26 protein-coding genes and 1 pseudogene are annotated in these 26,762 nt (G+C 66.8%); 14 read left to right on the top strand and 13 right to left on the bottom strand.

Translation table 11 applies throughout. The features are described from left to right. Positions 1–417: 417 nt before the first annotated feature. Complete coding sequence (locus tag E8P82_RS00135; RefSeq protein ID WP_136452470.1) at positions 418–1,032, bottom strand: TetR/AcrR family transcriptional regulator; 615 nt, start codon at positions 1,030–1,032, stop codon at positions 418–420. A gap of 119 nt (positions 1,033–1,151) precedes the next feature. Here E8P82_RS00135 and paaA point away from each other — a divergent pair, with 119 nt between their 5' ends. From paaA to E8P82_RS00100, 7 genes are read left to right on the top strand one after another with little or no spacing between them, the layout of a single operon-like run. Continuing rightward, on the top strand, positions 1,152–2,132 hold the full coding sequence (paaA, locus tag E8P82_RS00130; protein ID WP_136452469.1) for a 1,2-phenylacetyl-CoA epoxidase subunit PaaA: 981 nt from the start codon (positions 1,152–1,154) through the stop codon (positions 2,130–2,132). After that, positions 2,133–2,480 carry a 1,2-phenylacetyl-CoA epoxidase subunit PaaB gene (paaB, locus tag E8P82_RS00125; RefSeq protein WP_136452468.1) on the top strand — a complete coding sequence of 116 codons (348 nt, stop codon included), beginning with the start codon at positions 2,133–2,135 and terminating at the stop codon, positions 2,478–2,480. Further along, entirely contained in the window at positions 2,477–3,301 is an 825-nt protein-coding gene (gene paaC / locus E8P82_RS00120; RefSeq protein ID WP_136452467.1) for a 1,2-phenylacetyl-CoA epoxidase subunit PaaC, read from the top strand. The genes paaB and paaC overlap by 4 nt, the downstream gene beginning before the upstream one ends. Next, complete coding sequence (gene paaD / locus E8P82_RS00115; protein ID WP_136452466.1) at positions 3,295–3,807, top strand: 1,2-phenylacetyl-CoA epoxidase subunit PaaD; 513 nt, start codon at positions 3,295–3,297, stop codon at positions 3,805–3,807. Before paaC ends, paaD begins: the two co-directional genes overlap by 7 nt. Beyond that, positions 3,807–4,937, top strand: coding sequence for a 1,2-phenylacetyl-CoA epoxidase subunit PaaE (paaE, locus tag E8P82_RS00110; RefSeq protein ID WP_136452465.1), 1,131 nt, complete (start codon positions 3,807–3,809; stop codon positions 4,935–4,937). The genes paaD and paaE overlap by 1 nt, the downstream gene beginning before the upstream one ends. Before the next feature lie 58 nt (positions 4,938–4,995). Further along, positions 4,996–5,775, top strand: coding sequence for an enoyl-CoA hydratase/isomerase family protein (locus E8P82_RS00105; protein ID WP_136452866.1), 780 nt, complete (start codon positions 4,996–4,998; stop codon positions 5,773–5,775). Positions 5,776–5,780: 5 nt separating this feature from the next. Further along, complete coding sequence (locus tag E8P82_RS00100) at positions 5,781–6,617, top strand: DUF1028 domain-containing protein (RefSeq protein WP_136452464.1); 837 nt, start codon at positions 5,781–5,783, stop codon at positions 6,615–6,617. Between the two features lie 19 nt (positions 6,618–6,636). Here E8P82_RS00100 and E8P82_RS00095 read toward each other — a convergent pair whose 3' ends face one another. Together E8P82_RS00095 and E8P82_RS00090 are read right to left on the bottom strand one after the other, a co-directional pair. Beyond that, positions 6,637–9,150 (bottom strand): GcvT family protein, encoded by a 2,514-nt coding sequence (locus E8P82_RS00095; protein WP_136452463.1) that lies wholly within the window; start codon positions 9,148–9,150, stop codon positions 6,637–6,639. A 45-nt stretch (positions 9,151–9,195) separates the two neighbouring features. Beyond that, positions 9,196–9,546 carry a bifunctional 3-phenylpropionate/cinnamic acid dioxygenase ferredoxin subunit gene (locus E8P82_RS00090; RefSeq protein WP_136452462.1) on the bottom strand — a complete coding sequence of 117 codons (351 nt, stop codon included), beginning with the start codon at positions 9,544–9,546 and terminating at the stop codon, positions 9,196–9,198. A 217-nt stretch (positions 9,547–9,763) separates the two neighbouring features. Here E8P82_RS00090 and E8P82_RS00085 point away from each other — a divergent pair, with 217 nt between their 5' ends. Beyond that, entirely contained in the window at positions 9,764–10,948 is a 1,185-nt protein-coding gene (locus tag E8P82_RS00085; protein WP_136452461.1) for an NAD(P)/FAD-dependent oxidoreductase, read from the top strand. A 30-nt stretch (positions 10,949–10,978) separates the two neighbouring features. Then, complete coding sequence (locus tag E8P82_RS00080) at positions 10,979–12,115, top strand: aromatic ring-hydroxylating oxygenase subunit alpha (protein WP_136452460.1); 1,137 nt, start codon at positions 10,979–10,981, stop codon at positions 12,113–12,115. Positions 12,116–12,169: 54 nt separating this feature from the next. On the opposite strand, the gene E8P82_RS00075 is transcribed toward E8P82_RS00080, so the two are convergent. From E8P82_RS00075 to E8P82_RS00050, 6 genes are all read right to left on the bottom strand, one after another. Then, entirely contained in the window at positions 12,170–12,979 is an 810-nt protein-coding gene (locus E8P82_RS00075; protein WP_136452459.1) for an IclR family transcriptional regulator, read from the bottom strand. Between the two features lie 70 nt (positions 12,980–13,049). Further along, positions 13,050–13,331, bottom strand: coding sequence for a CBU_0592 family membrane protein (locus E8P82_RS00070; protein ID WP_136452458.1), 282 nt, complete (start codon positions 13,329–13,331; stop codon positions 13,050–13,052). A 3-nt stretch (positions 13,332–13,334) separates the two neighbouring features. After that, positions 13,335–13,637: a CBU_0592 family membrane protein gene (locus tag E8P82_RS00065; RefSeq protein WP_136452457.1), complete on the bottom strand. Its 303-nt coding sequence runs from the start codon at positions 13,635–13,637 to the stop codon at positions 13,335–13,337. Between the two features lie 29 nt (positions 13,638–13,666). Further along, positions 13,667–14,650: a hypothetical protein gene (locus tag E8P82_RS00060; RefSeq protein WP_211096762.1), complete on the bottom strand. Its 984-nt coding sequence runs from the start codon at positions 14,648–14,650 to the stop codon at positions 13,667–13,669. Between the two features lie 29 nt (positions 14,651–14,679). Next, positions 14,680–16,197, bottom strand: a complete 1,518-nt coding sequence (locus tag E8P82_RS00055) for a molybdopterin-dependent oxidoreductase (protein WP_136452456.1) — start codon at positions 16,195–16,197, stop codon at positions 14,680–14,682. A 15-nt stretch (positions 16,198–16,212) separates the two neighbouring features. Next, positions 16,213–16,743: a hypothetical protein gene (locus tag E8P82_RS00050; RefSeq protein ID WP_136452455.1), complete on the bottom strand. Its 531-nt coding sequence runs from the start codon at positions 16,741–16,743 to the stop codon at positions 16,213–16,215. A gap of 301 nt (positions 16,744–17,044) precedes the next feature. Between E8P82_RS00050 and E8P82_RS00045 the strand changes: the two genes are divergently transcribed. Beyond that, positions 17,045–17,443, top strand: a complete 399-nt coding sequence (locus tag E8P82_RS00045) for a DoxX family protein (RefSeq protein ID WP_136452454.1) — start codon at positions 17,045–17,047, stop codon at positions 17,441–17,443. Positions 17,444–17,551: 108 nt separating this feature from the next. On the opposite strand, the gene E8P82_RS00040 is transcribed toward E8P82_RS00045, so the two are convergent. Continuing rightward, positions 17,552–17,995, bottom strand: a complete 444-nt coding sequence (locus E8P82_RS00040; protein ID WP_136452453.1) for an Lrp/AsnC family transcriptional regulator — start codon at positions 17,993–17,995, stop codon at positions 17,552–17,554. 200 nt (positions 17,996–18,195) lie between these two features. On the opposite strand from E8P82_RS00040, the gene pdhA reads away from it, so the two are divergent. From pdhA to E8P82_RS00025, 3 genes are read left to right on the top strand one after another with little or no spacing between them, the layout of a single operon-like run. Next, complete coding sequence (gene pdhA, locus E8P82_RS00035) at positions 18,196–19,398, top strand: pyruvate dehydrogenase (acetyl-transferring) E1 component subunit alpha (RefSeq protein ID WP_136452452.1); 1,203 nt, start codon at positions 18,196–18,198, stop codon at positions 19,396–19,398. Continuing rightward, positions 19,395–20,468, top strand: a complete 1,074-nt coding sequence (locus tag E8P82_RS00030; RefSeq protein ID WP_136452451.1) for an alpha-ketoacid dehydrogenase subunit beta — start codon at positions 19,395–19,397, stop codon at positions 20,466–20,468. The genes pdhA and E8P82_RS00030 overlap by 4 nt, the downstream gene beginning before the upstream one ends. Position 20,469: 1 nt before the next feature. Continuing rightward, positions 20,470–22,143 (top strand): dihydrolipoamide acetyltransferase family protein, encoded by a 1,674-nt coding sequence (locus tag E8P82_RS00025; protein ID WP_136452450.1) that lies wholly within the window; start codon positions 20,470–20,472, stop codon positions 22,141–22,143. On the opposite strand, the gene E8P82_RS00020 is transcribed toward E8P82_RS00025, so the two are convergent. Both E8P82_RS00020 and E8P82_RS00015 read right to left on the bottom strand, forming a co-directional pair. Further along, complete coding sequence (locus E8P82_RS00020) at positions 22,050–23,366, bottom strand: cysteine desulfurase-like protein (RefSeq protein WP_136452449.1); 1,317 nt, start codon at positions 23,364–23,366, stop codon at positions 22,050–22,052. The two genes, E8P82_RS00025 and E8P82_RS00020, sit on opposite strands and share 94 nt — an antisense overlap. A gap of 346 nt (positions 23,367–23,712) precedes the next feature. After that, positions 23,713–24,444 (bottom strand): Abi family protein, encoded by a 732-nt coding sequence (locus tag E8P82_RS00015; RefSeq protein WP_136452448.1) that lies wholly within the window; start codon positions 24,442–24,444, stop codon positions 23,713–23,715. Between the two features lie 264 nt (positions 24,445–24,708). Between E8P82_RS00015 and E8P82_RS00010 the strand changes: the two are divergent. Continuing rightward, a pseudogene (locus E8P82_RS00010) lies at positions 24,709–26,117 on the top strand (IS1380 family transposase). A gap of 233 nt (positions 26,118–26,350) precedes the next feature. On the opposite strand, the gene E8P82_RS15125 reads toward E8P82_RS00010, so the two are convergent. Further along, positions 26,351–26,762 (bottom strand): hypothetical protein (locus E8P82_RS15125; RefSeq protein WP_211096781.1); only part of this gene is annotated, 412 nt, incomplete at its 5' end.

The following is a 26,762-nucleotide window of genomic DNA, read 5'->3' as shown; positions in this document are numbered from 1 at the left end:
CCAATCCCAGGGTTCGGCGGCGGGAGCTGGGAAAGAACCGTCGATCCCACTTGGTGAGGCCGATCGTTGGGAGCGACGCCGCCCCGGACGGTCAATCCCACCGGACGAAGCCCAGCAGTGGGAGCGGCGTCGCCCCGGACGGTCAATCCCACCGGACGAAGCCCAGCAGTGGGAGCGGCGTCGCCCCGGACGGTCAATCCCACCGGACGAAGCCCAGCAGTGGGAGCGACGCCGCCCCGGACGGGCAATCCCACCGGACGAAGCCCAGCAGTGGGAGCGACGCCACCCCGGACGGGCAATCCCACCGGTCGAGGCAGAGCAGAGGGAAGGAACGGTCGTTCCCACCGTACGAGCCCGGACGGTGGGAACGAGGAGCGCGCGAGGCCCCGAACGCCCGAGCCGCGAGAAACGGGCCGGCTAGCGGCAGTGCAGGCCCTCGAACACCATCAGGATGACGTCGTCGGCCAGCTTCTGGGCGGTCAGCGGCCCGCCCGGCCGGTACCACTCCACGATGGAGTTGATGGTGCCGAAGATGAAGCGCGTGGTGGTCCTGGGATCGATGTCCCTGCGAATCGACCCCTCCTGACGGGCGGCGTCGACGAGAGCCGCGACCTCCCGGTCGAACGTACGACGTCGGTCGAGTGCCTCCCGCTCGATCTCCGTGTTGCCGCGGAGTCGCAACAGGAGCGTCACGAACGGCAGCCGCTCGATCAGGACGGCGATGGTGCCGCGCAGCACGAACTCGAGGCGGGCATCGGCAGCACCGGTGACGGCGCGATCGTCCTCGAGGACCGACTCCAGTCCACCCAGCGCATGGTCCAGAGCCAGCCGCAGCAGGTCACCCTTGGAGGGGACGTGGTGGTAGATGGCGGACTTGCTGATCCCCAGTTCCTCGGCCAGCATGCCCATCGACGTCGCCTCGTAGCCGTAGCGGTTGAAGGCGGTGACGGCGACGGCTAGCACGGACTGCTGATCGTAGCCCGGCCGACCACGGCGCGTGGAAGGGGCAGATGCGGGACCGACAGTCGTCATGATGTCATTTTCGCACGAACGGTCGGTCGGTTTGCCGTTGACTGCCCGGAGAAGCGCTCCCTATACTGAACGAACGGTCGGTAATTGAGCCGGGCGTCCGGACGAACGAGGTAGACACCATGACGACCACAGCGATCGACGCGGGTAGCCGCGTGGACGAGGACACTGCCGGAGAGCAGCTCTTCAACGAACTCATCGCGCAGGACTCCCGGATCGAACCGCGCGACTGGATGCCGGCGGATTACCGCAAGGCCCTCACCCGGCAGATCTCCCAGCACGCGCACTCCGAGATCATCGGTATGCAGCCCGAGGCCAACTGGATCACCCGGGCGCCCTCGCTCAAGCGCAAGGCCGTGCTCATGGCCAAGGTGCAGGACGAGGCGGGCCACGGCCTGTACCTCTACTCGGCCGCCGAGACCCTCGGGACGCCGCGCGACAAGATGACCGAGGACCTCATCGCCGGCAAGGCCCGCTACTCGAGCATCTTCAACTACCCCGTCCTGACCTGGGCGGACATCGGTGCCATCGGCTGGCTCGTCGACGGCGCGGCCATCTGCAACCAGGTGCCTCTCTGCCGGGCCTCCTACGGCCCGTACGGCCGCGCGATGGTACGCGTGTGCAAGGAGGAGTCGTTCCACCAGCGGCAAGGCTTCGAGATCCTGCTCGAACTCGCCAACGGCACGCCCGAGCAGCGCGCCATGGCCCAGGACGCCGTGAACCGCTGGTACGCGCCCTCGCTCATGATGTTCGGTCCGCCCGACGAGGATTCTCCCAATTCGCAGAAGTCGATGGAGTGGAAGATCAAGCGCTTCTCCAACGACGAACTGCGCTCGCGCTTCGTGGGCATGATCGCCGAGCAGGTGAAGGCCCTCGGTCTCGAGCTCCCCGACAAGGAGATCCGCTACAACGAGGAGACCGGCCGCTGGGAGCACGGACCCCTGGACTGGAACGAGTTCAAGGAGGTCCTCGCCGGCCGCGGACCCTGCAACGCCCAGCGCATGGAACGCCGGCGCGAGGCGCACGAGGACGGCGCCTGGGTCCGCGAGGCCGCGGCGGCCTACGCCGAGAAGCAGGCCCTCAAGTATGCGCAGGCGGCCTAGGTGACCGGCGGATCGACGACGGGCGACGACGGCGCGACGGCACCGTCGTCGGGCCCCCAGGAACCCCGCGCACCCTGGGCGCTGTGGGAGGTCTTCGTGCGGTCCTCGCGCGGGCTCTCCCATGTCCATGCCGGCTCGCTGCACGCACCGGATGCGCAAATGGCCCTCAGGAATGCCCGCGATCTCTACACGCGGCGCAATGAGGGCGTGAGTCTGTGGGTGGTGCCGGCGACGTCGATCGTCACCAGTGATCCCGACGCGAAGGACCAGTTCTTCGAGTCGCCGCAGGGCAAGGACTACCGGCACGCCACCTACTACACGAAGAGCGAGGGAGTGAAGCACCTGTGAGCGAGGCCAATGCCAGCGCCACCCGCATCACCCCGGGCAACGCGCTGCGCCCCGAGGACATCGCGCTGCTGGAGACGGGGCCCGACGACGCCGTCGCGCAGTACGCGCTATGGCTCGGCGACGACGCGCTCATCCTGGCGCAGCGGCTGGGCTGGTGGATCTCCCGGGCGCCCGAACTCGAGGAGGACGTGGCCCTCGGGAACATCGCACTCGACCAGATCGGTCATGCCCGCTCGTTCCTCACCTACGCCGGTCGTGCGTGGGACAAGACCGAGGACGATCTCGCCTACTTCCGGCGCGAACCCGAGTTCCGCTCCGTGCATCTCGTGGAGCAGCCCAACGGGGACTTCGCCCGCACCATCGCCCGCCAGTTCGTCGTCGCCCTGTACCAGTGGGAGCTGTACTCGCGCCTCGTGGACTCCAGCGACCCGACTCTCGCCGCGATCGCCGCGAAGGCGGTCAAGGAAGTGGACTACCACCGCGACCACAGCATCCAATGGGTGCTGCGCCTCGCGCAGGGCACGGAGGAGTCCCGCCGCCGGATGATCGCGGGGTTGAGAGTCACCTGGCCCTACGTGGAGGAACTGTTCACCGACCAGCCGCTCAACGACGAGCTCGGCGACGCCGGTGTGCGCCCCAGCAGTCTCCGGCCGTCCTTCGACGCGGCGGTCGGGATCGTGCTCGACGAGGCGGAACTGGACGTCCCCGAGGTGCCCGGCGCCATCGGCGGCGGACGGCAGGGTCGCCACAGCGAGCACCTGGGCTACATCCTCGCCGAACTGCAGGTCCTGGCGCGCGAGTACCCGGGAGCATCGTGGTGACCGTCGGTCAGCTCCGGCCGCCCACGCCGACCGACGCCGCCGTGTGGGACATCGCCGCCACCGTGTGCGATCCGGAGATCCCCGTGCTCACCATCGAGGATCTCGGCATTCTCCGCGATGCGCACCTGGCGGAGTCCGGGCAGGTGCAGGTGACGATCACCCCCACGTACTCGGGGTGCCCCGCGATGGATGCCATCCGCGACGACGTCACCACCGCGCTGAGCGGGGCAGGGTACGACGACGTCGCGGTCCGGCTTGTCCTTTCGCCGGCCTGGACCACCGACTGGATGAGCGACGACGGCAAGGCGAAGCTCGAGGAGTACGGTATCGCCCCACCCACGGGTAAGGCCGCAGCAGGACCCGTCCGCGTGGGCCTCAGCGTCAAGTGCCCCCAGTGCTCGTCGCTCAACACGCGCGAGCTCACCCGCTTCGGCTCCACGTCCTGCAAGGCGCTCTACGTCTGCAGCGACTGCAAGGAACCTTTCGACTACTTCAAGGTGCACTGATGGCCGTCGTCCTCGCCCCCTCCACCAAGCGCCGCAGCGCCTTCCACAGCCTCGCCGTGCGCGAGGTCCGTCGCCTGACCGACGACGCCGTCGAGGTGACCCTCGACGTCCCCGCAGAGCTGCAGGACAAGTACGACTACCTCCCCGGGCAGTACGTGGCGCTGCGGACCACCCTCGACATCGACGGCGAGCCGAAGGAAGTGCGCCGCAGTTACTCGATCTGCGCGGACCCCAGACCGGGCGAGCTGCGCGTGGCGGTGAAGCGTGACCTCGGTGGTGTCTTCTCCACCTGGGTCAACGAGTCGCTGACGGCGGGAGACATGCTCGAGGCCATGAGCCCGCTCGGGCAGTTCACCCCGCGCTCGACGCCGGGGGACCAGGCCGTCTCGCTCGTCGCCGTCGCCGCCGGGTCCGGGATCACCCCCGTGATCTCCATCGCGCGCTCCATGCTCGCCGCCGGCCCCAATGTGCGGTTCGATCTCGTGTACGCGAACAAGGCCGCGATGGACGTGATGTTCCTCGAGGAGATCGCCGACCTCAAGGACCGCTACCCCGCGCGCTTCGCCGTGCACCACGTCCTGTCCAGGGAACAGCGCATCTCGCCCCTGCTCTCCGGGCGCATCGACTCCGAGAAGCTGGAGAAGCTGCTGGGGTCGGTGCTGCCGGCCGATCAGGTGGACGAGTGGTTCCTGTGCGGGCCGTTCGAGCTCGTGCAGCTGTGCCGCGACTCCCTGGCCGAGCGCGGGGTCGAGGCCGAGAAGATCCGCTTCGAACTGTTCACCACAGGAGAGCCCACCCGGCCCGAGGGAAGTATCGGGCGTCCCGTGGTCGCGGACGAGAGCGGCGAGAGCTACACGATCTCCTTCAATCTCGACGGACTGAAGGGTTCCGTGCAGAGCCCCACCCACGCGCGCGAGTCGATTCTCAACGCGGCCCTGCGGGTACGCCCGGATGTGCCCTTCGCCTGCGCCGGCGGGGTGTGCGGCACCTGCCGGGCCAAGGTGGTCGAGGGGACGGTGGACATGGCGGAGAACTACGCCCTCGAGCCCGACGAGGTGGCCGACGGCTTCGTCCTCACCTGCCAGGCCCACCCCACCAGCGACGCCGTGACCGTCGACTACGACGCCTAGGAGCAGGTCCGTGTCAGCAGAGTCCGAAACGACGTCGTCAGCCGGTACCGACGCCGGCATGATCCGCCTGACCATTGCCGACGGCATCGCCGAGGTGGTGCTCGACGCCCCGTACCGCCTCAATGCCGTCGACACGCAGGCCCTCGAGGATCTCGCGACGGCCTACGACGACGCCGCCGTCGGTGTGCGGGAGGGGACTGTGCGGGCGCTGGTCCTGCGCGGCGAGGGCCGGGCGTTCTGCGCTGGCCGCAACCTCGGCACCGTCGAACCCGGCAATGACGACGCCTTCGGATTCCTCGACACCACGCTGACGCCGCTGCTGCAGAAGATGGCCGACTTCCCCGCTCCGACCTTCGCCGCGGCGCAGGGAGCATGCCTCGGCGTCGGGCTCGGACTGCTGATCGCCACGGACGTCGTCTACGTGGCTGAGAACGCCAAGGTCGGTTCGCCCTTCGCGAATCTGGGACTCGTCCTCGATTCGGGCGGCCACTGGCTGTTCATGGAACGGCTCGGCGCACACCGCGCCCTGGACCTCATGTACACGGGTGATCTCATGAGCGGGACCGAGGCCGTGAGGGGCGGGCTCTTCAGCCGGGCGCTTCCCGCCGATGGCCTGCTCGACTTCACGCGGACCAAGGCCTCCCGCGCGGCGAGCGGGCCCGTGCAGGCACACGTCGCCTCGAAGCAGCTGATCAACCGGATCCGCGACGAGCGCCTCGGGCTGTGGGACGCCATCAGCGCCGAGAACGACGCCCAGGCCGTGCTCGCGGCCTCCGACGACTACCGCGAGGGTCTCGAAGCCTTCCGCGAGAAGCGGGTGCCCCGATTCGGGGCCTGAGGCCGATGACCTTCTCCATCGTCGCGGTCGATGCACAGTCCGGAGAGCTCGGCGTCGCTGTCCAGTCGAAGTTCCTGGCCGTCGGTGCCCTCGTTCCGTATGCTGCAGCCGGTGTCGGTGCGATCGCCAGCCAGGCGTTCGTCGACGTGACGATCGGTTCCAGGGGCCTCGACCTGCTGCGTGAGGGCGTCAGCCCGGAGGACTGCGTGGAGCGACTGCTGCACGACGATCCGCTGCGCGAGCAACGGCAGTTCGGCATGGTGAGCGCGGACGGCCGGAGCGCCGCGTTCACCGGGCAGGAGTGCTTCGACCACGCCTCGTCGCTCCTCGGGGACGGGTTCGCGGCGCAGGGCAACATCCTCGCCGGGCGCGCTGTGGTCGAGGGACTTGCGGCCGGGTTCCAGGCGAGACCGCAAGAACCCCTTGTCACCCGTTTGATCGACGCCCTCGAGCGCGCCCAGCAGGCAGGCGGGGATCAACGGGGCCAGCAGTCCGCAGCACTCCTGGTCGTGAAGGAGGGCGGCGGCTACGGCGGCAACCATGACAGGATGCTCGATCTCCGGGTCGATGACCATCCGGAACCCATCACGGAACTTCGCCGCCTCCATGGACTCCACGACTTCTACTTCCAGCGCGCTGATCCGGCGACGGCTCTGCCCCTCGACGGGGCCCTGCGGGCGGAGGTCCTCGGTCTACTGGGGAAGCATGACGTGGCCGTGGGGCAGGACGTCGAGAAGGCGCTGTTCGAGTATTTCGGCCGGGAAAATCTGGAAGAGCGCTGGCTGGGCGCTGAGCGGATCGACCCCGTGGTGCTGGAACATCTCCGCAGCCAGACGCGCTGAACCGCCTATCAGCGATCGATCAACCGCGCAGCCTCTCCATCCCGGGGTCGAAGAGTGGCTCGGCCGTCACCGTCGCGGGGATGCGGCGCCCGAAGTACTCGATCTCCACGGAGTCTCCCACGCCGATCGCCTCCGCCAGCCAGGCATAGGCGATCGGCGTCCGGACCGTGTACCCGTAGGCCGCGCTCGTGACGTAGCCGGTGAGTTCATCACCGACGAACACGGGCTCCTTGCCCAGGACCATCGAGGTGCCGTCGTCGATCGTCAGGCAGCGCAGCGTCCGGGAAGTGTGCGCCGATGATGCAGGGGATGAAGCCAGGGCCTCGGCCCCGACGAAGCCCGTCTTGTCCTTGGCGATGGAGAAGCCGACGCCGGCCTCGTGCGGGCGGTGCTCCGAGGTCATGTCCGTCCCCCAGAGCCGGTACCCCTTCTCGAGGCGCATGCTGTTGAAGGCACCGCGACCGGCCGCGACGATGCCGTACTCCCGTCCGGCCTCGAACAGGAGATCCCACAGCTTCAGGCCGTACTCGGCCGTTGTGTAGAGCTCCCAGCCGAGCTCGCCCACGTAGGAGAGCCGCATCGCCGTGACGGGGATCCCGCCCACGTTGATCTGCTTGGTGCGGAAGTACTTCAGCGCGTCGTTGCTGAGATCGTCGGTACTGACCTTGCCGATCACCTCGCGGGCCAGCGGACCCCACAGTCCGATGCAGCAGGTGCTGCCCGTGATGTCCGTGATCTGCACCCACTGCGCGGGATCCGCGGCGCTCTGGTGCCGCGCTGCGACCCTGAGGTAGTCGAAATCCACATTGCTGTTGACCCCCAGCTGGAAGTCCTCTGTCGACAATCGGGCCACCGTCACGTCGCTGCGGATGCCGCCGTCGTCGGCCAGGAGCAGGCAGTACGTCACGGCGCCGGGCTTCTTGGTGATGTTGCCGGTACTGAGGCGATGCAGCAGTGCCTCGGCACCGGGGCCGGTGACGGAGAGCCGCTTGAGCGGCGTCATGTCGTAGAGCCCGACGGCGGTGCGCGTCCTCCAGGCCTCGGCCGCCGAGATGGGGGAGGAGAACAGGGCGGACCAGGGATCGCGCTCCGGCGGCCGCCACTCCTCGGGCAGTTCGTCCAGCAGACCACGATTGGCTTCGAACCAGTGCGGGCGCTCCCATGCCGCCGCTTCGAGGAACACCGCGCCGAGCTCCCGCTGGCGGACGTTGAACGGGCTCACGCGGAGGTCCCGGGGCGACGTCCTGGGCTGGAGCGGGTGCAGGACGTCGTAGATCTCCACGAAGTTCTGCTGCGACGTCTCGCTGACATAGGCATCGGAGGTCTGCACCTTTTCGAAGCGCGTGAGTTCGCAGCCGCTCAGGTCCGTGCGGGACCGGCCCTCGATCAGCAGTTCGGCCATCGCCCTGGCGACGCCGGCGGAGTGCGTCACCCAGACGGCCTCGGCGACGAAGAGGCCCTCGAGGTCGGGGGACTCACCCATGAGCGGGCCGCCGTCGGGCGTGAAGGAGAAGATGCCGTTGAAGCCGTCCTCGATCCCTACCGACCGCAGCGCGGGCAGCAGCTCCTGGCTGTCCGCCCAGGACGGGGCGAAGTCCTCCTCCGTGAAGGCGAGGCGGGAGGGCATGCGGTGGTCGGACATCTCGTTCGCATCGATCCGGGGCAGCTCGTCCATGTCCACCGGCAGGGGCTTGTGCGCGTAGCTGCCGATGCCCATCCGGTCGCCGTGCTCGCGGAAGTACAGATCCCGGTCCTGGTAGCGGAGGATGGGCCTACCCGCACCGTTCGGCAGCTCGTTGACCCCGTGCAGCTCGCGTAGCGGGGTGGTCGTGACGTACTGATGCGCCAGGGGCAGCAGCGGCACGGCAAGTCCCGCCAGCCGGCCCAGCTCACGCCCCCAGAATCCTGCGCAGGAGACCACGAGGTCGGCCTGGATCATGCCCGATGACGTCTCGACACCGGTGACCCTGCTCCCCGAGCGCGTGATCCCGGTGACCGTGGTGGACCCGAGATACTCGACTCCGGCCGCCCGGGTCCTGCGGATCAGCAGCTGGGTCGCACGTGCGGCCGACGCGAGCCCATCGGAGGGGACGAAATAGCCGCCCAGGATCCGGCGGCCGTCGGCGAGGGGCGACGTCGAGAGGAGGGGGTACTGTTTCTCGCACTCGTCCGGGTCGATCAGGCGCCCCTCCAGACCCCAGGAGGTCGCGAACCCCAGCCGGCGCTTGAGGTCCTCGAACCGGGCGGGTGTCGTCGCGATCTCGAGGCCGCCCACCTGGTTGAAGCAGGAGACACCGTCCGCGCTGAGCGAGAGCAGTTTGCCGACCGTGTAGCCGGCGAACTCGGTCATGGCCTTGGAGGGGTTGGTCTGGAAAACCAGGCCGGGCGCGTGCGAGGTGGATCCCCCCGCCAGGTCCAGTGGTCCCTGCTCCACGACCGTCGTATTCGTCCAGCCGCGTTCGGCGAGCTCGTCGGCGAGATTGGTGCCGACGATGCCGGCTCCGATGATGACGACGCGTGGTGATGTTCTCACAGGTGGGCCTCCTGGATCTGCGTCAGCGAAAGACGGCGGGTGCAGCTACGTGTCGCTTCCCACCGAGAGACCTGGCGGAAGATTGGGTGTCGCCGTCGATTCCGTCACCATGATGTCGCCGTCGACCACCGTGACCTCGTGGGTGCGAACCGGCAGCTTGGCAGGTGGCGCATCGACCCCGCCGGTGCGCAGATTGAACCTCGAGGCATGGAGCGGACACTCGACCCAGCAGTCCTCCACCCAACCGTCGGCCAGGGACGCGTCCTGGTGTGTGCAGGTGTCGTCGAGAGCGAAGAGCTCGCCCTCCTCGGTATGGAAAACGGCGATGGGGGGCGAGGTGTCCAGTCGCAGGGTATCCCCCGGTGCCAGTTCGCTGAGTGGACATGCCTTGTGCATGGGTGGCACCTTCCTCCTGGACCGCCGGGAGCGTTCCGCAGTGAGCAACTTTGATCACGATATGCAACCAGTCTGGCAGTGGTTCTTGACGTGTCAAGAGCCCTGTGGTTTTGGATTTCCGCACCGGGAAAGGGTTGACGTAGCCACTGAGCATCGGACACCCTGTTGCGTATAACGATTTGCGTTGCAGTAGAAGCAGTATGAAGAGGACAGGTCGATGGAGACCCTCGCGGTTGTAGGAGCATCTCTTGCCGGGTTGTCGGCGGCCCGAGCCGCACGAGCCCGAGGATTTGCGGGGCGGCTGATCATGATCGGTGATGAGCACCACCGGCCCTACGACCGGCCACCGCTGTCGAAGGACTTCCTCCTCGGCCGGATCAGGGCCGAGGACCTGCTGCTCGAGTCGGATCCGGCGGAGATCGAGGCCGAGTGGGTGCTCGGGACAGCGGCGGTCGCCCTCGACACGTCCTCGCGAACACTGCTGCTCGAGAACGGCCGGGCTCTGACTGCCGACGGAATCGTCATTGCCACGGGAGCCCGGGCCCGCACGCTGCCGGCGCTCTCCGGTCTGGACAACGTCCACACCCTGCGGAGTCTGCCGGACGCACAGCGCCTTGCTCCCGCGCTGCGGCCCGGTGGCAGGCTGGTGGTGATCGGCGCCGGGTTCGTCGGCGCCGAGGTCGCCTCCGCAGCGGTCCTGCGTGGCATGCGCGTGACGGTCATCGACACCAAACCGCTTCCCTTCGTGGCTCAACTGGGGCCGGATATGGGAGGCGTACTGGCCGCGCTCCACGCCGCCAACGGTGTCGAGCTGATCTCGTCCGCGGTGATCGAGGGCTTCGAGACCGCAGGGTCCGGTGTCACGGCCGTGCGGCTCGAGGACGGGCGTCGCGTCGCAGCCGACGTCGTGGTGGTCGGTGTGGGCTCCGATCCGAACACCGAATGGCTGGAATCCTCCGGGGTGGCACTGGATCGAGGTGTGCTCTGCGACGCCATGGGTCGAACCGGTGTCCCGGGCATCGCCGCCGTGGGGGACTGCGCCGCGTGGTTCGATCCGGCCACCGGACGCCACTGCCGCGCGGAGCACTGGACCGGGGCTTCGGAGCGCGCCGGACTCGCCGTGGAGGCACTCCTGGCCCCGGATGCTCCGACGAAGCCATCCGCTCCGCACTACTTCTGGTCCGATCAGTACGGTGTCAGGCTCCAGTTCGTGGGCGACGCCACCGGGTACGACCGGTTGGAGATCGAGGCCGGTGATCTGACGACCACCAGCTTCCTCGCCGTCTACTACCGGGGGAGTACTCCGATTGCGGTTCTCGGCCTGGATCAGCCGAAATTGTTCACCAGGCGGCGCCGCGGACTCGCTCTCCGCGCACCGGTGAGCGAACTTGTTCCTGCTTGACCACCATCAGCTAGTTGTGAGGAGGATGAGTTGTCCGTCGAGGTGACCACCCCCAGTCTGATCCCCACCCTTCCCGGCCGCACCTACGTCGACGAAGCTGTCTTCGCGGCGGAGCAGGAGCGGATCTTCGAGCAGATGTGGTTCTGCTCGGTCCGCAGCTCCGACCTGGACACACCGGGTGCATGGCGGACGGTCCAGATCGGGCGCGAGAGCGTCCTGATCAGCCGCAACCGGAAGGGCGGCATCCGCGCCTTCTACAACGTCTGCCGCCATCGCGGCGTCAGGCTGTGCATGGAGGAGCAGGGTGAGGCGAAGCGGTCGTTCCAGTGTCCCTACCACGCCTGGACCTACGACTTCGACGGCAAGCTCATCGCGGCACCGAATCTCACGAAGATGCCGGACATCGACCGCGACGACTACGGGTTGGTCAAGGTCCACGTCCGTGAGTACCTGGGCTACGTGTGGGTCTGTCTCGCCGACGATCCGCCGTCGTTCGAGGCGGACGTCATGGGCGCCATCGAGGAGAGGCTGGGCGACCTGAAGGCGATCGAGGGCTACGACGTCGCCCATCTCAGCCTGGGCCGGCGCGTCCGCTACGACGTGAAGGCGAACTGGAAGCTCATCATCGAGAACTTCATGGAGTGCTACCACTGCGCCACCATCCACCCGGAGCTCACCGAGGTGCTCCCGGAGTTCGCCGACGGTCTGGCCGCGCAGTACTTCGTGGGCCACGGCGCCGACTTCGGCGAGGACATCAAGGGCTTCACCGTCGACGGCTCCGAGGGACTGGAGCGCATCCCGGGGATCGACGAGGATCAGGACCGCCGGTACTACGCCATCACCATCAAGCCCACCGTGTTCGTGAACCTGGTGCCGGACCACGTGATCATCCACCGCATGTTCCCCTTGGCAGCGGACCGCACGGTGGTGGAGTGCGACTGGCTGTACGTGCCGAGCGTCGTCGAGAGTGGCAAGGACGTCAGCGCCTCCGTTGAGCTGTTCCACCGGGTCAATCAGCAGGACTTCGACGCATGCGAGCGCTGCCAGCCGGCCATGAGCTCGAAGGTCTACGCCAACGGCGGTGTCCTGGTCCCCAGCGAGCACCACATCGGCGCGTTCCACGAGTGGGTGCAGGGCAAGGTGGGCGACGTCGTCCCGCGCCCCTGAGCCCGACGAGGTCGGACGTAACCCGGCCGCGCCCAGCCACTCGTCAGGGCCCGTTCAGGTGGTGGTGTGCCCCATCCTGGTGCTGATACGCAGGCCTGCTTCCTGGAGGCCGTCGACGACCTCCGGCATCGCCTCCGGATCGAAGCGGAACGCAGGGCCTGAGACGCTGATCGCGCCGATCACGATATCGAGATGGCTGACGATCGGGACCGCTACCGCGTTCAACCCGATCTCGAACTCCTCTTTCACCATCGCGTGTCCGCTTCGGGCAACCGAGACCAACTCCCGCTCGAGCTGGTCACGGTTGGTGATGGTCCGCGGGGTCCGGGCCGGTAGACCGGTCTCGTCGAGCAGGCGGGCCCGGTCCTCCGGCTCCAGGGCTGCCAGCAGTACCTTGCCGCTGGAGGTGGCGTGGAGGGGTGTCAGACTGCCCACCCAGTCATAGGTGGCCAACGTCGAGGGACCCATGGCCTGATCGAGGTTGACAGCGTAGCTGGAGCGCAGTACGGCGAGATTGACGGTCTCCTTGAATCGCTCTGCCAGGCCCTCCAGCACGGGGCGGGCCTCGCGGACCAGGCTCAGCCTTCCGGGAATGGAGCTTGCCAGGCGCAGGATGCCGAAGCCCAGCCGGTACTTCCCGCGCTCGCTGTCCTGCTGGACGAGCTCCCGGGTCACGAGGGATGCCAGCAAGCGGGAGGCGGTGGACTTGTGGATGCCCATCTCCACGGCGATGCTGCTCACCCCGGCGTCGCCGTCGCGCGCCAGGATCTCCAGGACGGTGAGCGCGCGGTCCACGGACTGGACGCCACCAGCCTGGCCTCCTTCCGTATCACTGTCGAGGTCGTGGGCGTTGTCCGAAGCCATGGCCTCATACTCTCAGAGTCGAAACCCCCCGGAGTCACATGTGACGGCACATCGATGACAACAGCCGGCGTCAGCTCATCTCCTGCTGAGCGGGAACCTCCGGAGCGGGATCCGGGCGCTTGGCCCAGATCTTCCACAGGCCGTACAGCGCGACGATGGCCCAGACGACCTCGGTGATGAACAGTCCGGGATTGAACGGTGAGATGGCCGTGTAGGTGAAACCGACAGCGCCCAGGAAATTCAGTGTCTGGTACATGGGTGACTTCGATGTCAGGACACCGAAGTTCAGCAGGCCGAATCCGACGACGAAGCAGATGCCGGCCGCGATCCCGATCTCGTAGGAAAAAGTCATGGTCTACTTCTCTCCTTCCGGGCGCGATGCGACCAGGGGTGTGCTCGATTCGGGTGCGGTCTGCTTACGGCGTTTCGTCCAGATCTTGATGATGCCGAAGAGTCCCAGGAGCGACCAGATGAGTTCGGTCCAGAAGACGCCCGCGTTGAACGGATCGGCCGCGGAGGCCGTGAGGAAGCCCGCGCCGATGAAGTTGAGGAGCTGGTAGGTGTAATGATCCGGAGTGAGCTTGCCCAGATTGAGCAGGGCGAAACCCGCGAGAAGGGCTACCGATGCGATGAGCCCTAGTACCACCATGGATGACATGGAAGGACGTCCTTTCTGTAGTGGAGGGTTCAGGAATCGGCGGCCTGGCGGTTACCGTCCGTCGATGACACCCCGGTGGGATCGTCAGCGGTGGGGAAGTCGGCGTCGGACTGCGGGTCCGTGTAGGGGCGCTGATCGTCCGCGCCTGCTTCGGTGTCCTGACCCACCTCGGTGAGCGGCTGGGGGTTCCGGATCCTCAGCCGCGGCAGGAACGATCCCCTCTCGGCCTTGGCCGCTTGCCGGAGGGAGTCCTGGGCAACGCGCTCGGGGAGTGCGACGCCGAGTTCCCGGAGCACGGATGCGGCCTGGTTCGCGCGCCGTTCGAAGTCGTGCAGCCTGGCCAGCTGCCTCTCACCGAGCCGACCCTTGGACTCGAAGTACTTCAGGCGTGGATAACGGCCGGCCATGGCCGCACCCCAGTTCAGGGCCGGCGTCCACCAGGTGTTGATCTCCCTGCCCTTGCCGCTGGCCTGCTGGGACAGCAGGTCCTCCAGAGCGCCGTGAAGAAGTTTCAGATCGAAGTCCGCCCCCGGGACCTCCTCACCGGCGTAGGAGTCGACGCCGGTCCGTGAGGGACCTGTTCGGGTATCGCGGTAGCGAGCGAGCGTCATCATGTCGCTCGCCAGCACCGGCTCGTTGACCGGAAGCCGTTCGGCGTCGGGCCGACCCATGAGCTGCGCCCAGGACATGCGGATGAACGTGTGCTGGTCCTCCATGCCGGGGTGCGTGCACCTCAGTCCCACCGCGTAGGCCTCGAGGGGCTCCTGGATGAACTGGAATCCGGTGTACCGGGCCCAGCGCACAACGAGGAATTCCTCCGGCGTGGCGCCGGGCAGATGGAAATCCACCTCTTGGAGGTAGTCGAGGACGATGCGGATCTGGTCGTCGTCGAGCTCCATGTCCTCGTGCAGCGGGAACATCCCGTTGAAGGTGTTGCGCCTGGGGCGGCCCAGCGAATCGATGTAGGCATCGAGTTCGGCCTGGGTGCGCGGTTGGGTGTCGGTGTGTGCCATGTACGTCCTCTTTCCGTGACTCTCACGCATCAGATCAGCTGGTTCCGGTCGTAGAAGTCGACGTCCTCGAAGTACCCGCCGCGGCCCTCGACGATGATGTCGTAGCGGTTGACGACCTCGATCCGCTCCAGCCACTTGAGATTGCGGAATCCGGTGGAGGTCTCGGTACGCAGGCGTACCGGGGCACCGTTCTTCGCCGGTATCTCGCCTTCGTCGTTGAGGTCGAAGGCGATGAGGGTCTGCGGCATCCGCGCCTCGATCATGGGGGTGGACTCGTAGTAGGTGCCACCCTCGTAGAGAGCGTCATCGCGTCCCATGTCCTGGAAGCTCATGAAAACCACGTCCGTGGCGCCCGGGAGGGGTCCGGCGAGATCCAGCAGATCCGAGACCGAGATTCCGCGCCACTTGCCGATCGAGGTGAATCCCTGGACACAGTGATGCAGGGTGGTCTGCGAATGACCCTCCGCCAGTTCGCGGAGCTCGCGGATCGTGAGGCTCATCGGGCGCTCCACATAGCCGCCGATCTCCAGGACGTAGTCGTCCTCGTAGCCGTTGGCCATGAGTGCCAGGTACTCCGGCGTCTCCGGCGGGCGGCCACTTCCCCGGAAGTTCTGGGTGGTGTTCTTCAGCACCACGTCCTTGCCGGAGACGTTGTCGCGGTCGTAGTGCATACGTGCCGGTAGGTGGTACAGCAGATTGGTCCAGGGACGCACCACGATGTTGTGCAGCTTCTCGACCGCCCGTCCCTCCGCAAGGGTCCAGCGGGTCGCGATCACGTGCAGCAGGACCACGAGAGCCAGGCCGATCGTGAAGACGACCCCGCCGGCGACGGGCAGGTCGGTGTGCCCGAAGACGATCTTCGAGGTCTCGTACCCGTAGCCGTGCAGGATCACCATGGCGACGTGGATCACCGTGAAGACGATGTAGCCGATCATGCAGAGGAAGTGGACCGTGCGGATCACCTGGCGCCCGCCGAGCATGCGGGTGATCCGGGAGAAGTAGTTGGCCACCGCCGGCGACTGGAAGACACCGGTGAGGATGACGAGCGGCGTCAGGACGAGGAAGACGAACCCGTAGGAGAGCTGCTGGATCGCGTTGAACGGCGCTCCGTCAGCGGCTTCCGGCACCACGAAGGCCAGGTAGGAGACCATGTCGCGTCCGGCCTGGACGAAGGTGTCGAGGCTCGTCGGGATGTACCGTCGCCACTGCCCGGTGCCGAACAGCAGGACGATGTAGATGACCCAGCTGGTCACGAAACCCGTGACGGTGATGAAGTGCCAGTACCGGCCGAGTCCCAGCAGCCCCCGACCCGGCAGTGAGATCCGCGGGGAGTAGTCGTCGTACTCGCCGCCCACGGTGTAGTACTTGTGCTTCGCCGCTCGCTGCACCGTGAACTGGGACCAGGCCGTACCCGGAACGGTGTGCTGAGAACGGTAGAGCTTGGGGTAGGTTCCCAGGATCTCGATACCCGAACGGACAAGGAACGAAAGAAAGATGATGTTGAGGAAGTGCTCGACGCGGAGCCACCAGGGGAAGCCGAATTCCATGATTGTGCTCCTTCGTCAGTCCATGAAGTGTTGGTCGTCGGGAGCGGCCACGATCATGCCGTATCTCAGCGCCCAATAGAGAAGCGCGTACCCCAGCGAAGCGAAGAGGGTGATGTTCCAGACCGCTGCCAGCGTGATCGAGGCCCCGTTCCAGACGTAGGGCGCATCGCCCAGGATGCCCCCGACGTAGATCAGCGTCGACGCCGCGGCGATGCCGAGTCCTGCTGTCCAGATCCGGTTCTTCGTCAGGAGCCCGACGGCGACGAAGATGACGGCTGCAACGACCACACACCACAGGAGCGGAGCCGCGAAGGGAAAGGGCTCGTAGTCGCTGAGAGCTATCGTGGCCGAAGCCATGCCGATGACTGCGATGACGAACAGGAGCAGGAGTCGGGTGGTCCTCGGAAGATTGATCCGGATGTAGCGCAGCAGGGGCGCTCGCTTCTTCCCGGGTCTCAGGTGCTCCGTCACCCTCTCCGTCGCGTTCGGCGTCCCGCGAAAATCCACTCCCTGGCGCAGAGCCGGGGAGTGCTGATCTTCCATCATCGTTGTCCATTCCTCTCCGGCGGGCACGCCCACCACCTGCCGCTGTCGACGCGCACGGACATCCGGCGGGTTTTCCCATTGCCGTGTAGCCGGGCGCGGCCGGAACAGCTCGGACGCAGTTCGCGCCGCTGCACCATGATCGAGCCTAGGGCGCGGACCCTGCGCCATGTCAGGTACAAGGACCCTCCCCGCAAGGGCAGAGAGTTCATAGGATGCCTAGCACCGCAGGTGGAGCAGGGCAGGCTCGAGGGCAATGAGTCATCGAGGTGGACCCGCTCCGATCATGTCCTAGGGTTGAGGCATGAATTCCTCACCTGTTTCTCAGACCGTCGCCCGAATCGGTCTTGGCGCGTTCATGACCTTTGCGGGAACATCCCATCTGACCTTCGCGCGGGAACCATTCCAGGCTCAGGTTCCGGGCTGGATTCCGCTGGACAAGGATTTCGTGGTGCTTGCCTCCGGCGTCGTCGAGGTCGGTCTCGGCGTGTCCTTCCTCGCCCTGCCCCGCCATCGACGCCTGATCGGTGTGGCCCTCGCGAGCTTCTACACGGCGATCTTCCCCGGCAACATCAATCAGTATGCGCAGCGTCTGGACGCGTTCAACCTGACCTCCGATCGCAAACGATTCGGCCGTCTGTTCTTCCAGCCGGCGCTCATTGCGGGTGCGCTGTGGGGCGGAGGAATCCCCAAGTTGCGCTGATACCTTGTGCGCAAGAGCATTTCCAGGAGCCGGGCAGACAGGATCTGCCCGGCTCCTGCTGCTTCGTGGCCGTCGTGGGTTTCCATGTTCTTCGCCGGCCGATAGCACTCACCGCGTGTCGAGATCCTCGAACACGAGGAACGTCTGGGTGTCGAGGACACCCGGCATGGACTGCAGCTGATCGAACACCACCCGGCGCAGACCCGCATTGTCCTCGGCGCGTACCAGGAGGATGACGTCGAAGTCCCCACCGACCAGCGCTATGTGGTGGATCTCCGGAACCTCGCGCAGCCGTCCCCGTAGCTCACGCCATGAGTGCTGCCGCACCTTCAGCGTGACGTAGGCCGAGGAACGGAGGCCTGCCTTCGTGGGATCGATGATCGCCGTGAACTTCATCAGGACGCCGTCGTCGCTCAGCCGAGCGATGCGCGAGTACGCATGCGCCCGTGAGATGTGGACCCGCTCAGCCACGGAGGTCACCGACTGCCGACCGTCGCGGGTCAGTTCCGCGAGGATCTTCCGGTCCACGTCGTCGAGCCGTCCTGCTTCCATGTGTCCACGCCTCCTGGCGTAATGCAGCTCACACTTACGATTCGTCCACAGAATACCGTCCATCCGACGAGAGATTCCACATTCACTGCATTTCATGGCGACAAAACCAGGCCCGGGATCATACTTGTCCACAGAGTATCCAGCGCTGGAGGTCGGCGCGATCGAGGTGCGCCGCGGTAGCGGCCGGTGATGGAGGCAGCATGAGTGCGGTAACGAACCAGGGCCGTGAGCACGCGACGGGCAGTGCGGATGCACCTGCCCTGCAGTCGACGGACAGTGCACTGCTGCCGTCCGCGCGCCCGGTCCAGCTGGTGGATCCGGACGGACATCACACGCCCGACGAGCGCTACCCCTCACCGTCGGACGAGAGCCTGCTCGGCGCCTACGGCCGACTCGTCGCCGGACGTCGCATCAACGATCAGGCCAATGCGCTCGTCCGGCAGGGCCGGATGGCCGTCTATCCGTCCTCCCACGGGCAGGAGGCCTGCCAGGTCGCCGCCGCCGTCGTTCTCCGTGAAGAGGACTGGCTGTTCCCCACCTACCGCGACACCGTCGCCGTGATCACGCGCGGCGTCGATCCGCTCGAGGTCTTCACGCTGCTGCGCGGCGACTGGCACAGCGGCTACGACCCGTACGAGCACCGGGTCGCGACGCAGGCCACCCCGCTGGCCACGCAACTGCTGCACGCGGTCGGGATGGCGCACGCCGCGAAACTGCGCGGTGAGAGCACCGTGGTCCTCGCCATGTGCGGTGACGGCGCGACGAGCGAGGGGGACTTCCACGAGGCCCTGAACTTCGCGGCGGTCTTCCACGTCCCCGTGGTGTTCTTCGTCCAGAACAACGAGTTCGCGATCTCCGTGCCCCTGGCGAGCCAGAGCGTCGCACCCTCCCTCGCGCACAAGGCGATCGGTTACGGCATGCCCGGCGAGCGCGTGGACGGTAACGATCTGGCCGCGCTGCTGGCGGTGCTCGGCTCCGCGGTGAGCAGGGCGCGCGACGGCGGAGGCCCCTCCCTCGTCGAGGCGCACACGTACCGCATGCAGGCGCACACCAACGCTGACGACGCCACGCGCTACCGGTCGGCGGACGACGTCGACCGCTGGATCCCGAAGGACCCGCTCGTGCGCATGCGCTCGTACCTGTCGGGACTGGACCTGCTCACCGAGGATGGCGAGGCGGCCCTCGCCGCCGAGGCGGACGCGATTGCCGCAGTGATCCGCAAGGGCCTCAATACGGACGTGGAGATCAACCCGGCGGAGCTCTTCGAGTACGTCTACGCCGAGAAAACCACCCAGCTGCGCGAGCAGGCGGAGCAGTTGTGTGAGGAACTCGCGAGGGCTGTCGAACCGGCGGCCGCGGGTCCGGATTCCGCTGCGAGCCGGACGGAAGGGAACCAGCGATGACGCAGACCACAGAGGCGCCGGCCGGGAACGCCGTCGGACAGTCCGACACCCCGACCCGCGCCGCAAAAGTCACCTCGACCTTCGCCAAGGCTCTGAACGCCGCCCTCGCCGACGCCATGGAGGCCGATCCCGCCGTGCTGATGTTCGGCGAGGACGTGGGACCCCTCGGCGGGGTCTTCCGCATCACCGACGGGCTCACGGCCCGATTCGGTGAGGAGCGCTGCTTCGACACGCCGCTCGCCGAGGCCGGCATCATTGGTATGGCCGTGGGAATGGCGATGAACGGCATGCGGCCCGTGGTCGAGATGCAGTTCGACGCGTTCGCCTACCCGGCCTTCGAGCAGGTGGTCAGCCACGTCGCGAAGATGCCGAACCGTACCAAGGGCAAGGTCCGCCTGCCGATCGTCATCCGGATCCCCTACGCGGGCGGGATCGGCGGGGTGGAGCACCACTGCGACTCGTCCGAGGCCTACTACGCCCACACGCCCGGTCTGACGGTGCTGGCCCCCGCGACCGTGCGCGACGCCTACTTCATGCTGCGTGAGGCCATTGCCTCGCCGGATCCCGTGGTGTTCCTGGAACCCAAGAAGCTGTACTGGTCCAAGGAGGAGGTCGATCTCGCGGACCTCCGCAGGACCTTCGACGACGGCGAGGCACCGCGCCGCATCGGACGCGCCGTCGTCGCCCGCGCCGGGACCGACGCGACCCTCATCACCTACGGCCCGTCCGTGCCGACGGCGCTCGCCGCCGCTGCTGCGGCCGCCGAGGAGGGACGCTCGATCGAGGTCATCGATCTGCGCTCCATCGTCCCGTTCGACGACGAGACCGTCAGCGCGAGCGTCCGGCGTACCGGCCGCGCCGTCGTCGTGGCCGAGGCCCCGGGCTTCGCCTCGGTGGCCTCCGAGATCGTGGCCCGGGTCCAGGAGCGCTGCTTCCACTCGCTCGCCGCGCCGGTGCTGCGCGTGACCGGATTCGACATCCCCTTCCCGTCACCGAAGCTCGAGCACTTCTACCTGCCGAGCGTGGACCGCATCCTCGACGCCGTCGATGATCTGCAGTGGGAGGACTGACATGACTGCCGCTCCAGAGACAGCGAAACTCCAGGTCTTCGCCCTCCCCGATCTCGGGGAGGGACTCACCGAGGCGGAGCTGGTGTCCTGGCTCGTCGCCGAGGGCGACGCCGTCGCCGTCGATCAGCCGATCGCCGAGGTGGAGACCGCCAAGTCCGTCGTGGAGGTACCCTCGCCCTTCGCGGGAACCGTCGCCGTCCTGCACGGCAAGCCCGGGGAGGTGCTCGAGGTCGGGGCTCCGTTCCTGTCCGTACGTCCCGAGGGTATGGAGAGTGCTGATGGCCCGGGTGCCGCCGGCTCGGACGGCTCCGATGATGCACAGGCCGCCGGTGGCGTAGCGCCCGGCTCCGAGGACCCCGCCGTGCTCACGGCGGCAGCCACGGTCCGCGAGGAGGCCGGGGTGCCGACCGCCGCTACCCAGGCGAACGATGATCCGCCCGTGGCCGCTGAGGGGTCGGGCAATGTGCTCATCGGGTACGGCACCCCCGGCGGTCTGACCGGAGGGCGGACGCGTCCACGGAAGAGGATGGCCTCGAGTGCTGCGGCGAGCCGGATATCCGCGGAGCCGTCTCCGCAGATCCGCCGGGCCATCCAGCCGCAGACCGGGATGACGTCGCCGGAGCTCGGGACAGTCGATGCAGGAGCCGATGCCGCGCCAGGATCAGATGTCGAGCCGGCATCCGGCCGGAGGTCGCCGTCGGACCTGGTGGCTCCCCTGTGCATCTCGCCCCTCGTGCGCAGACTCGCCCGGGAGAACGGCGTGAGACTCGTTGATGTGGACGGATCAGGGGACCAGGGCCTGATCCTGCGCCGCGACGTCGTTGAGGCGATCTCAGCAAGCGCTACGGATTCGGCGGACTTCATGGACGCACCTGCCTCCGTTGAAGCGCTGGATGCCGGCACATCGGGTTCAGCGGAGTCTGCCGGTGTACCCGGATCTGAACCCGCAGCCGACACCCGGTCCGGTCTGGCCGTCCTGGAGCGAACACCCCTGCGCGGGGTCCGCCGCACGATCGCCGACGCCATGACGCGCAGCAGGCGGGAGATCCCCGAAGCGACCGTCTGGGTCGACGTCGACGTCACCGCGCTGGTGGAGCTGCGTGAGGGCATGAAGCGCCGCACACCCGACGCCGTACCGGGCATCCTGGCCTTCGTGGCGCGCTTCGTCGTCGCCGGTCTGGCCCGCTATCCCGAGCTGAACAGCCGGATCGCCACGGGCGACGACGGCACGCAGGAACTGATCCGCGTGGACGGCGTGAATCTGGGCATCGCGGCGCAGACCGACCGCGGGCTCGTGGTGCCCAGTGTCCGGCGTGCGGACACCATGTCGGCGCGCGAGCTCGACGCCGAGATCCGCCGCCTTGCCGCCGTTGCGCGTGAGGGCAGGGCGACGCCGACGGACCTGTCCTCCGGCACGTTCACGCTCAACAACTACGGCGTGTTCGGGGTGGACGGCAGTGCGGCGATCATCAACTACCCGGAGTCCGCGATCCTCGGCATGGGCCGGATCATGGACCGGCCCTGGGTGGTGGACGGTCAGCTGGCGGTGCGGAAGATCACCGAGCTGACGCTCGCCTTCGATCACCGCGTCTGCGACGGCGGTACCGCCGGTGGGTTCCTGCGCTTCGTCGCGGACGCGATGGAGAACCCGGGCGGGATGCTCGCGGAGCTGTAGAACCTGTATCCGCGCTGCGACGTGACGAACTCGCCGAGCGCGGCCAGGAGGCGGTCGGCGTCGTCGTCGTTGGTGTACGGGGCCACGCCGATCCGTAGGGCGGCGCTGTCCTCGAGGTCGAGGCGACGGAAGGCTTCGTAGGCGTAGAAGGAGCCGGCCGGCGCGAGGATGTTCCGTTCTGTGAGGAAACGGTAGGCGTTCGTGGAGTACCGGCCCGGGAAGGTGACCAGCAGAGTCGGCGTCCGGTCCCGGGCCTTGGAGTGCAGTGTGACGGCGTCGCCGAGTTCTGCCAGTCCTGCCTCGATGCGGGAGCGCATGGCGTGTTCGTGCTCCTCGACCACGTGAGTGGACGGGAGAAGGCGCTCACGGCGGCCGGTTGCGGTGCCGGGAGCGATCGCGGCGAGGAAATCCACGGCCGCTGTGGCTCCAGCCATGATCTCGTAGGGGAGGGTACCGAACTCGAATCGCTCGGGTACCTCGTTCGTGGACGGCAGCAGCTTGTCCGGCTGCAACGACTCCAGCAGATCCGGGTCGGCCACGAGAACACCGCAGTGGGGTCCGAGGAACTTGTAGGGCGAACAGACGAAGAAGTCGGATCCCAACGCCTTCACATCGACCGGTGCATGAGCGGTGTAGTGCACCCCGTCCACGTAGACCAGGGCGCCGACCTCATGGGCAGCATCGGCGATGCGGCGTACCGGCGGTTTGGTGCCGAGCAGGTTCGACGCCGCGGTGATCGCCACGAGCTTCGTCCGCTCGGTGATCGCGGCTGCGACGGACGCGTCGTCGATCTCCGTGGTGTCGGGGTCGAAATCGATCCAGCGCACCGTGGCGCCGACCGCGGCGGCTGCCTGCACCCACGGGCGGATATTGGAGTCGTGGTCCAAACGTGAGACGACGATCTCGTCCCCTGGCTGCCAGGTCTTCGCGAGGCTGCGGGAGAAGTCATAGGTGAGCTGTGTGGCGCTCCGCCCGTAGACGACACCGCGGGGTTGCGCTCCCAGCAGGTCGGCCATCGCCTCTCGGAATCCGCGGACCGCCACTTCGGCGTTGTTCTCCGAGCTCGTACCGGTGCCGCGGATGGACAGCGGCCCGGTGAGCGTGTCGGCTATGGCAGCCCCTACAACGGCGGGGGTCTGTGTTCCGCCGGGGCCGTCGAAATGTGCGGTGCCGGTGAGCAGGGCGGGGAAGTGAGCGCGGAGGGCCGCGATGTCCAGGGTCATCCCGCTACCTTCTCAGGAAAGGGGCGATGCGGAAAGAGACGCGGACGAGAGTCGTCGTGGATCGGTTCGAGAGGTTCGCTCGATGCGCCGGACGAGCAGACCCGCACCGACCAGTTCGCAGCGGTGCTGAGTGTAATCATGGCAACACGACGCTCCGCCCGAAAGTGTGTCGAAGCCGGCTCTCCCGTCACGCGTCGACGCAGCTGCTTGCGGGACACGGGGGCAAGACAGTGCAAGCGCAGTAGTGGCAGGGGAGTCGTGCTGTATCGTCCGACCGTTTCGCGACTCTTGGGATGCGAGACATTCACCTCAGGAAGGCAGCCGGTTCGGGTCGGGGCTGTGATGTTCAACCAGGAGTCGGTGGGCACGGTCTAGTTGGGCGGTTCCGGAGGGTGGTGCTGATGCGTTCGGTGCTGGAGAACCAGGACAGGAGCCGAGGATCGAGGGCGCCGATGACGGTGCGCATGTTGGTCAGCTGCGCTGGGACGTTGGAGTTGATGACCGGCTCGAGGTGGGCGACCCGGTTGCGGAGCCGGTACACGCCGTCCACGGCTCGCTCGAGTTGGACGGGCGTGCGGGTGAGGTGGGGAAATGCTTCATGGAGCGCTTCGTCCCAGATTCTCTGCTTGCCTGCGTCGCTGCGTCCAGGTAGGAGGAACCGCCACGTGCCCAGGGGCATCGCTGCGAGGATGTCTTCGTGGCGTGGGTCGCGGTGACCGTGGGGCCGGCGGCTGGTGGATCTCGAGGCGCGTCGGCGGGCTTCGGGTATGTCGCGACCGGCAATTCTGCTCAGGAGCACGGCGGGGTCCAGGAGCCAGTCGGGAGAGTGAAGTCGTCCCTGGTCCGGGTCGGGCTGTATGGCGTTCCAACGGCAGAGTTGTTCATCGATGGCGTTGCGGAGGAACACTTCGAAGACGTGAAGGGCTTCATAGACGGCGCCGGAGAGCTCGGTGTTCCACCGGTATAACTGAATTGCGCCGCTGAGGGTGCCGGTCTCGGCGAGATAAGGCGCCAGGCGCTGCGGGGTGATCTGGCGCTGCAGGGTTCGTTCGATGGGTGGTTGTTGCGCTGAAGCCATGGGACTAAACTGTAAATGAAGACAGGGACAGGTTCCCTGTTATGGATTACAGAGGGTCCCGCAGCCAGGCGCCGCGGGGCCCTCTGCCGTACAGGTCAGCAGGCAGCGCAACGGCGGACCATAAGCTCTTGACGCGTCCTAGCCTCGATCTTTCATGAGGGTGGTCCGGTGGGCGGTGTATTTAAGGCCTGGAAGGTGCTCCTGACGTGGGAAAATGTTGTTACCACACATCATTTGTACCGCGTCAGAAGGAGCACCTTTCAGGTGAACAACACTACCCACTTGTATCCGTCGGTTCGCGTTGATTCCGCCGGAACCGGGGTGGTGTCCCAGGCCGGCGGTCTGTTGCTGACTCAGACGGTTCGGGTCTCAGGTCTCGGCGCCGGACTGTCGGAGGCGTTGACTGGATGGCGTAAACCGTTCGCGGTGCACGACCCGGGCAAGATCCTCACCGATCTGGGCTTGTCGCTGGCGACCGGCGGTGACTGTTTGGCGGACGTGGACCGGCTGCGCTCCCAACCTCAGGTCTACGGGCGGGTCGCGTCGGATCCGACGGTGAGCCGGCTGATCACGACCTTGTCCACGATCCAACCCTCGAAGGCGTTGGCGGCGATCAACACCGCCCGCGCCGCAGCCAGGGCCCAGGTATGGATGTTGGCCGGGGAGCACTCCCCGGTGCACGGGGTGAGCAAGCAGGCACCGTTGGTCGTGGACCTGGATGCGACCCTGGTGGCCTCGCACTCGGACAAAGAGGACGCCCGCCCGACGTGGAAGATGAGGCTACGGCTTCCACCCTTTGGCCGCGTTCGTCGACCACGGGGCCGACGGCACCGGAGAACCCCTGGCGGTCCTCCTGCGGCCCGGGAACGCCGGATCGAACACCGCAGCCGACCACATCCAGGTCACCCGTGATGCGCTCAAGCAGTTGCCGGCCGGGTTCCGGTCCGGGCGGAAAGTCATGATCCGCACCGATTCAGCAGGTGGCCCCCACGAGTTCCTGGACTGGCTGACCCACCCACGCCGGAACCTCAGCTACTCCGTGGGCTTTCCGCTGCACGGGGCCGTCGAAGCCGTCCTGCCCAAGGTCCCGCAGAACGCCTGGACCAGGGCGTATAACAGCGACGGGGTAGAACGCGACGGGTCATCGTCTATGAGAGCAGGTCGCGGACATCACCGGGATGCTGGATCTTTCCTCCTGGCCGGAGGGGATGCGCGTGATCGTCCGCAAGGAAGTCCCTCACGTCGGTGCGCAGTTGCGGATCACCGACGTCGACGGGATGCGCTACACCGCCCTGGCCACGAACCAGGAGACCGGTCAGTTAGCGGACCTGGAGGTCCGGCACCGCTTACGGGCCCGCTGCGAGGACCGGATCCGTAACGCCAAGGACACCGGACTGGCGAACCTACCCCTGCACTCCTTCGCCGGGAACACACTGTGGTGTCACCTGGTGATGCTCGCCGCCGAGCTCATCGCCTGGTCCCAAATGCTCGCCCTCCACAGCACCAAAGCTAGACGCTGGGAACCCAAGAGACTCCGGATGAGGATCTTCGAGATCGCCGGGAAGGTGACCTCTCACGCCCGGCGGTGGACCGTGCACCTCGCCGCACGAGCACCCGAAACGCCGCTGCTCATCACAGCCCTCCACCGGCTAAACACCCTCGCCCCACCCTGACCACCCACAACCAGCAGCCGACCACTGACCAGGAAAGACCAGCACCACCCCACCGTGATGGACGTGGAACCATCACCGACCACCGCCACCGGACAGCGGCAGGAATCGTCACACCCACATGCCAGAATCAACACAATCAGGCGGCCAGTAAGCCCCGATCACACCAACGGAACCGCCTCATGAAAGATCGAGGCTAGAACTTGCGCACTCGCTGTCTCTCGGACGCGTATGCATCAGTGCCAGGGCCGATTCCAAGCTCTAACCAGAGCATCGTGTAGTAAAAACGTATATCTAGTGCTGAAACCGCCCCCAGAAGTGGCGCGAAAGACAAAATCTGTATAACTCCCGTTCTGGATGCCTATTCCGCCTGTTTCGAACATCTGCTTCAGCAGCGCTTTAATTTGCCCGGAGGTTAGCTCCCCGTCGAGCTCTTTAACCATGTAATCGAAGGAGAAGCGACGGGTGGGCGTAGTTCTAAGAGCGTCTTTAAAGTTACCTAATTGTCTGGCGTGACTAGCGGGCAAAACCGGCTCATCGTAATTGAGAGTGCAGTTGGGGTCTGAAGCCGCCTGATTCCAGGAGTGATCTGGTGATGTAGTTGGTGAGGTTCCTGAAGCCCAGGGCTGAGCCGCGAAGGTGTTCGAG

The organism is Arthrobacter echini (assembly GCF_004803505.1).
GTDB lineage: Bacteria > Actinomycetota > Actinomycetes > Actinomycetales > Micrococcaceae > Arthrobacter_D > Arthrobacter_D echini.
This window is presented reverse-complemented; position numbering and strand designations above follow the sequence as displayed.